The 6,339-nt window shown below is 70.4% G+C and carries 8 protein-coding genes; 3 read left to right on the forward strand and 5 right to left on the reverse strand.

The genetic code is table 11. The annotated features are described in order from the left end of the window. The gene (mce, locus tag ABZ693_RS01510) at nucleotides 1-465 is read right to left on the reverse strand and encodes a methylmalonyl-CoA epimerase (RefSeq protein WP_359872085.1); all 465 of its coding nucleotides are present in this window, start codon (nucleotides 463-465) and stop codon (nucleotides 1-3) included. Between the two features lie 137 nt (nucleotides 466-602). On the opposite strand from mce, the gene ABZ693_RS01515 reads away from it, so the two are divergent. Beyond that, nucleotides 603-1,808, forward strand: coding sequence for an acetyl-CoA C-acetyltransferase (locus ABZ693_RS01515; RefSeq protein WP_359872087.1), 1,206 nt, complete (start codon nucleotides 603-605; stop codon nucleotides 1,806-1,808). 254 nt (nucleotides 1,809-2,062) lie between these two features. Next, on the forward strand, nucleotides 2,063-3,019 hold the full coding sequence (gene meaB / locus ABZ693_RS01520; protein ID WP_359872089.1) for a methylmalonyl Co-A mutase-associated GTPase MeaB: 957 nt from the start codon (nucleotides 2,063-2,065) through the stop codon (nucleotides 3,017-3,019). 76 nt (nucleotides 3,020-3,095) lie between these two features. On the opposite strand, the gene ABZ693_RS01525 is transcribed toward meaB, so the two are convergent. From ABZ693_RS01525 to ABZ693_RS01540, 4 genes are all read right to left on the reverse strand, one after another. Beyond that, nucleotides 3,096-3,572, reverse strand: coding sequence for a MarR family winged helix-turn-helix transcriptional regulator (locus ABZ693_RS01525; RefSeq protein WP_359872091.1), 477 nt, complete (start codon nucleotides 3,570-3,572; stop codon nucleotides 3,096-3,098). 80 nt (nucleotides 3,573-3,652) lie between these two features. Beyond that, nucleotides 3,653-4,456 (reverse strand): AIM24 family protein, encoded by an 804-nt coding sequence (locus ABZ693_RS01530; RefSeq protein WP_359872093.1) that lies wholly within the window; start codon nucleotides 4,454-4,456, stop codon nucleotides 3,653-3,655. Next, nucleotides 4,453-5,103: an AIM24 family protein gene (locus tag ABZ693_RS01535; protein WP_359872095.1), complete on the reverse strand. Its 651-nt coding sequence runs from the start codon at nucleotides 5,101-5,103 to the stop codon at nucleotides 4,453-4,455. The genes ABZ693_RS01530 and ABZ693_RS01535 overlap by 4 nt, the downstream gene beginning before the upstream one ends. Next, nucleotides 5,103-5,741, reverse strand: coding sequence for an AIM24 family protein (locus ABZ693_RS01540; protein WP_359872097.1), 639 nt, complete (start codon nucleotides 5,739-5,741; stop codon nucleotides 5,103-5,105). The genes ABZ693_RS01535 and ABZ693_RS01540 overlap by 1 nt, the downstream gene beginning before the upstream one ends. A gap of 109 nt (nucleotides 5,742-5,850) precedes the next feature. Between ABZ693_RS01540 and ABZ693_RS01545 the strand changes: the two genes are divergently transcribed. Beyond that, complete coding sequence (locus tag ABZ693_RS01545; RefSeq protein ID WP_359872099.1) at nucleotides 5,851-6,195, forward strand: DUF3817 domain-containing protein; 345 nt, start codon at nucleotides 5,851-5,853, stop codon at nucleotides 6,193-6,195. Nucleotides 6,196-6,339: the final 144 nt, after the last annotated feature.

The raw sequence follows: 6,339 nt of genomic DNA on the forward strand, positions 1-6,339 counted from the left end.
TCAGTGCTCCGCTGAGGAGTGGTCAGCGGAAGGGCCGGAAGAGGGCGTCGCGGAGGTGACGAGCTCGGTCAGGACGCCGTGGCAGTCCTTGGGATGGAGGAAGGTGATGCGGGATCCCATGGAGCCGACGCGGGGCTCGTCGTAGAGCACCCGGACCCCCTTGTCCCGGATGGCCGCGGCGTCGCCGTCGACGTCCGCGGTGCCGAAGGCGATGTGGTGCACGCCCTCGCCGTTCTTCGCCAGCCACTTGCCCACCGCCGAGTCCTCGCGGGTGGGCTCCAGGAGCTGGAGGTACGAGGCTCCGCCGTCCGAGGTCTCGTTGATCTTGAGCATGGCCTCCCGGACGCCCTGCTCCTCGTTGATCTCCGAGTGGAAGACCTCGAAGCCGTAGGTCGCCCGGTAGAACTCGACGGTCTTGTCCAGGTCGAAACAGGCGATCCCGATGTGGTCGATTCGCGTCAGCATGTCTCCAGTGCAGCGCCGGCCGCATGGTTACGCAACGTGCGCGCCGTCACACCGGAAGGCCGGTGACCGGGCCCGGCACCGCTCAGTACATTGAAGGTAAACCCTCGTTCACTCCTCATCCCAAGGGGCCGCGGCTCATGACTGGAACGACCGGTACCACCTCTGTGATCGTCGCGGGCGCCCGGACGCCCATGGGCCGCCTGCTCGGCTCGCTGAAGTCCTTCTCCGGCGCCGATCTGGGCGGTTTCGCGATCAAGGCCGCCCTGGACCGGGCCGGCATCGGCGGCGACCAGGTGCAGTACGTGATCATGGGCCAGGTGCTCCAGGCGGGCGCCGGCCAGATCCCCGCCCGCCAGGCCGCCGTCAAGGGCGGCATCCCGATGAGCGTCCCGGCGCTCACCATCAACAAGGTGTGTCTGTCCGGCCTCGACGCCATCGCGCTCGCCGACCAGCTCATCCGCGCGGGCGAGTTCGACATCGTGGTCGCGGGCGGCCAGGAGTCGATGACCAACGCCCCGCACCTGCTGCCGAAGTCCCGTGAGGGCTACAAGTACGGCGCGATCGAGATGCTCGACTGCATGGCGTACGACGGTCTCACCGACTCCTTCGAGGGCATCGCCATGGGCGAGTCCACCGAGAAGCACAACACCCGCCTGGGGATTCCGCGCCAGGCGCAGGACGAGCTGGCCGCCCTGTCGCACCAGCGCGCCGCCACCGCCCAGAAGAACGGCGTCTTCGAGGCCGAGATCACCCCGGTCGAGATCCCGCAGCGCAAGGGCGACCCGGTCGTCTTCGCCAAGGACGAGGGCATCCGCCCCGAGACGACCGCCGAGTCGCTCGGCAAGCTCCGCCCGGCCTTCACCAAGGACGGCACGATCACCGCCGGCACGTCCTCGCAGATCTCCGACGGCGCCGCCGCCGTCGTCGTGATGAGCAAGGCCAAGGCCGAGGAACTGGGCCTGGAGTGGATCGCCGAGATCGGCGCCCACGGCAACGTGGCCGGCCCGGACAACTCGCTCCAGTCGCAGCCGTCGAACGCGATCCTGCACGCCCTGAAGAAGGAGGGCAAGGAGGTCGCCGACCTGGACCTGATCGAGATCAACGAGGCGTTCGCCGCGGTCTCGTACCAGTCCATGAAGGACCTCGGCATCACCCCGGAAAAGGTGAACGTGAACGGTGGCGCCATCGCCCTCGGTCACCCGATCGGGATGTCCGGCGCCCGTCTGGTGCTGCACCTGGCCCTGGAGCTGAAGCGGCGCGGCGGCGGCACGGGCGCGGCGGCCCTGTGCGGCGGCGGCGGCCAGGGCGACGCCCTGATCGTGCGCGTCCCCGGCAAGAAGTAGGCCGGACACTCAGGTCCTGTCTTCCGGACCAGGCCGGACGAAGGCCGCCGGCCCCGGGGAGGGACCCGGGTCCGGCGGGCGGTCCGGTACACAGGCGTACGGGCCCGGTGCACGCACCGGACCCGTACGCCTGACGCGTACCCCCGGGCCCCGCGGTCCGCGCATCCGGTACGCGTCCCTCCCGGTGCGTGTACGCGCGCGTACGCGCACCGGGCCCGCAAGATCCCGACGCTCGACGCAAGGAGCACGCTGAGATGGTGGACGTCCCCGCACTGGTCGCCCAGGCACGGGAGGGCCGGCCGCGCGCCGTGGCCCGGCTGATCTCACTCGTGGAGGGGGCGTCCCCGCAGCTGCGCGAGGTGATGGCGGCGCTCGCCCCGCTGACCGGCAACGCCTACGTGGTGGGCCTCACCGGCTCGCCCGGCGTCGGCAAGTCGACCTCGACCTCGGCGCTGGTCAGCGCGTACCGGCGGGCGGGCAAGCGGGTCGGCGTCCTCGCCGTCGACCCGTCCTCGCCGTTCAGCGGCGGCGCGCTGCTCGGAGACCGGGTCCGGATGTCGGAGCACGCCTCCGACCCCGGCGTCTACATCCGTTCCATGGCCACCCGCGGCCACCTCGGCGGCCTCGCCTGGTCCGCCCCGCAGGCCATCCGCGTCCTCGACGCGGCCGGCTGCGACGTGATCCTGGTGGAGACGGTCGGCGTCGGCCAGTCGGAGGTGGAGATCGCCTCCCAGGCCGACACCTCCGTGGTGCTGCTCGCGCCCGGCATGGGCGACGGCATCCAGGCCGCGAAGGCGGGCATCCTGGAGATCGGCGACGTGTACGTGGTCAACAAGGCCGACCGGGACGGCGCCGACGCCACCGCCCGCGAGCTCAACCACATGCTGGGCCTCGGCGAGGCGCGCGCCCCGGGCGACTGGCGGCCGCCGATCGTCAAGACGGTCGCGGCGCGCGGCGAGGGCGTCGACGAGGTCGTCGAGGCGCTGGAGAAGCACCGGGCGTGGATGGAGGAGCGCGGGGTGCTCGCGGAGCGCCGCCGGGCCCGGGCGGCCCGCGAGGTCGAGACGATCGCGGTGACGGCGCTGCGCGAGCGGATCGGCGACCTGCACGGCGACCGGCGGCTCGACGCGCTCGCGGAGCGGATCACGGCGGGCGCGCTCGACCCGTACGCGGCGGCGGACGAGCTGATCGCGAGCCTGACGGGCCAGTAGGCGGGACGGACCCGTACGCACACGGGACGGGCCCGGCACCCCCTCGGGGGCGCCGGGCCCGTCCCGTACCTATGTCTCAGAGCTTGCCGCGGCGGCCGCGCAGTTCCTCCGCGACCGGCTTCAGCGACTCGTGGAGGGCGGTCAGCGCCTCGGGGCTGAGCTGCCCGATGAAGTGCTTGCGCACGGCCTCGACGTGGTGCGGCGCGACCTTGCGCATGGTCTCCATGCCGAGGTCGGTGAGCACCGCGTACAGTCCGCGCCGGTCCGACTCGCAGTGCTCGCGGTGGACCAGTCCGGCGTTCTCCATCCGGGTGATCTGGTGGGAGAGCCGGCTCTTGGACTGAAGGGTGGCGGTGGCGAGGTCGCTCATGCGGAGTCGCCGTTCCGCCGACTCCGAGAGATTGACCAGGATCTCGTAGTCGTTCATCGTCAGGCCGAAGGGCTGGAGATCCTTCTCCAGCTGATGCGTCAGCATTCTGTTGACGTCCAGATACGTGCGCCAGGCGCACTGTTCGGCGTCGGTGAGCCAGGGGGTGGCCGTCTCGGTCTCCATGAATGCATTCTACCTAAGAAGTTGAATTCTGGACGAGTTTTGTGCGGCTGGGCGACGCGTCACGCTCCGCAGGCTACCGCTCACAGACCGAAGCGCCGCTGCAGATCTCCGAGCTGGCCGGGAAGGCGCGGTGTCGAGCCGTGCCCGCCCTGGCCGGAACCCGGCGCCCCGGCGCCGCCCGGATTCCCCGAGGATCCCGGCACGCCCGGCCCCGCCCCCGGGTCGCCGGTCGGCCGCTCCGCCAGCATCTGCTCCGAGGACTGGAGCAGCACCGTCCCCGCCCCGACGAACTCGAACTGGTGCTCCTCGCCCGAGGTGCCCCCGATGCCCGTGAGCGCCCGCACCCCGCCCATCACACCGGTCAGATACCCGTGGTCGTAGTGGTGGCACGGGGAGGGGCAGTCGGCCCAGCCGACCAGCGCCTGCGGATCGACGCGCAGCGGCGGCTCCAGGAACACCACCGGCCCGTTCGACGCCGCCACGAACTTCCCCGTCCCGATCAGCGTCACGAACCCCGGCACGATCGACTGCTTGAGCGCGAGCGACGGCTGGTAGGCGAGCAGATTGCCGGACCGGACGGTCAGATTGCCCTCGTCCAGGTCGTACGAGTTCACGTCGAAGGCCCGGTCCGCGAGCAGCATCTTCCCGCTGCCCTCGGCCACCACCCAGTCGCTCGCGTGCAGCGGCGAGTGGAAGGACGTCCGGACCAGCCGGTCGAGTCGGCCGTGGCCGATGCCGTTGAACTCGATCCGCCCGTAATAGGCGATCATCTTGCCCTTCTGCAGGAACCACGGAGAGCCCTTGAGCTCCACGCAGAAGGTGTACGCGTCGACGTTGTCGTCCACCGGCAGCGTGCTCGGGTCGTGGACTACGGGACCGGTCACAGCTTCTCCTCCGACGCCTGCACGTACACCACACCGCTGCCGCTCAGCTCCAGCTGGAACGCCTCGCCCGAGCCCCGCCCCACCATGTCGCGCCAGCCGAGCGCGGTGGACAGCTTGTTGCGGACGTCGCCGTGGTGGGCCACGTACGCCTGCGGGTCGACGTGCACCGGGCGGCCGGGCGTGATCGGCAGCTCGATCACGCCACCGTGCGCCATCACGGCCACCGAGCCGTGCCCGCGCAGGGTGGTCGTGAACAGCCCCTGCCCGGTCACCTGACCGCGTACGAGGCCCATCACGCCGCCCTGCGAGCCGAGGAACATGGTGCCCTGCTCCAGCGTGCCGTCGAAGGCGAGCAGCCGGTCCGCCTCCACGTACAGGGTGTCGCCGGCCAGCTCGACGACCTGGATGTGATGGCCGCCGTGCCCGAACATCACCGTGCCGTCGCCTTCGACCGTCATCAGCGGGGTCGCCTCGCCGGCCACCCGGCGGCCGATCATCGACATCACGCCGCCCTGGCCGCCGGTGAGATTCGGCGTGAACGTGACGTCGCCGCGGTACGCCAGCATGGCGCCGCGCTGGCTGAACAGCCGCTGACCCGGGACGAGCCGGGCCTCGATCATCTTGGAGTTGATCTCCCGGAAGGCCATCAGAGGTCGCCCCCGATCGTCCGCCGCTCGCTGGGCTGCACGTACACGAGCCCGTCGCCCTCGAACCGGATCTGGAACGCCTCGCCGCCGCCCTCGCCCATGAACGTGCGGAAGGTCACGCCGGACTGGAAGTGCTGCTGGAGATTGCCCTGGTGGGCGACGTACGCGCCGGGGTCGACGCACAGCGGATACTGCGGTGTCACCCGCAGCACCACCGCCGGCCCGTCGGACAGCAGCGCCGCCTGGCCGCTGCCTTCCACCGTGGTGGTGAACAGGCCGTTGCCGGACGAGCTGCCGCGCAGACCGGTGAAGGTGGTGCCGGTACGCAGCGAGGCGTCGGTGCAGAGCAGATTGCTCGCCTCGACGTACAGCTTGTCGCCATGAAGCCGCACCAGGTTGATCTCGGTCGCCCGGTCGGCGAACCAGCAGGTGCCCTGCCCGCGTACCTCCATCACCTCCATCTGCTCCCCGGTGAGTCTGCGCGTCACCATGCCGCGCAGGCCCTCGCCGCCGCCGGTCATCTTCTTGAAGGACATCTCGCCGTCGTAGGCGACCATCGAGCCGTTCTTCGCCTTCACGGCGTCCCCGGTCAAGGTCACGGCGAGCACTCTGCTGCCCTGGAGTCGGAACGTTGCCACGAAAAGCGACGGTACTGGCCCCCCGGACCCAGGAACAGCCATACCGCCATGCACAATGGACAGACCCTTGTGCATCCGTTCACAAGATCGACCGAAGGTGACTCCTGCCGTGGACATCAAGACCGCCTCCGCCCTGCACCGGCTCCGACTCGTCTCCGCCCCGGAAGCCGTCTCGTTCCTGCTGCTCCTCGTCTGCTCGGTGCTCAAGCGCACCACGGACTTCGACGCGGTGCCGGTCATGGGCATGATCCACGGCGTGCTGTTCGTCCTCTACGTGCTGTTCTGGCTGGACGCCTGGAACCGCACCAAGTGGAGCTTCGGCAAGGCCGCCCTCTACTTCGTCCTTTCGGTCCTGCCGACCGGCGGCTTCTTCGCCGAGCGCAAGCTGAAGCGCGAGGCCGAGGACGCGGTCATCGCCTCCCGCGCCCGCCGCGAGGGCGTCGTCAACGTCTGACCTGCCTGACCTGCCTGATCCGCTTGGACCCGGGGCCACTGGCCCGGCCTGTCCCGGCTCACGATGAAGGGGCGCCACCTGGGACGCGACTCCCCCCGATCGTAACGGGATAGCAGGTATGGGCGCATGCCCATACTGATTGGG

Origin of the sequence: Streptomyces laurentii (assembly GCF_040635425.1) — a bacterium.
GTDB classification, from domain to species: Bacteria; Actinomycetota; Actinomycetes; order Streptomycetales; family Streptomycetaceae; genus Streptomyces; species Streptomyces laurentii.

Coding starts and splice junctions, on each gene's coding strand:
- mce (WP_359872085.1), bottom strand. CDS start 465: ATGCTGACGCGAATCGACCACATCGGGATCGCCTGTTTCGACCTGGAC.
- ABZ693_RS01515 (WP_359872087.1), top strand. CDS start 603: ATGACTGGAACGACCGGTACCACCTCTGTGATCGTCGCGGGCGCCCGG.
- meaB (WP_359872089.1), top strand. CDS start 2,063: ATGGTGGACGTCCCCGCACTGGTCGCCCAGGCACGGGAGGGCCGGCCG.
- ABZ693_RS01525 (WP_359872091.1), bottom strand. CDS start 3,572: ATGGAGACCGAGACGGCCACCCCCTGGCTCACCGACGCCGAACAGTGC.
- ABZ693_RS01535 (WP_359872095.1), bottom strand. CDS start 5,103: ATGGCCTTCCGGGAGATCAACTCCAAGATGATCGAGGCCCGGCTCGTC.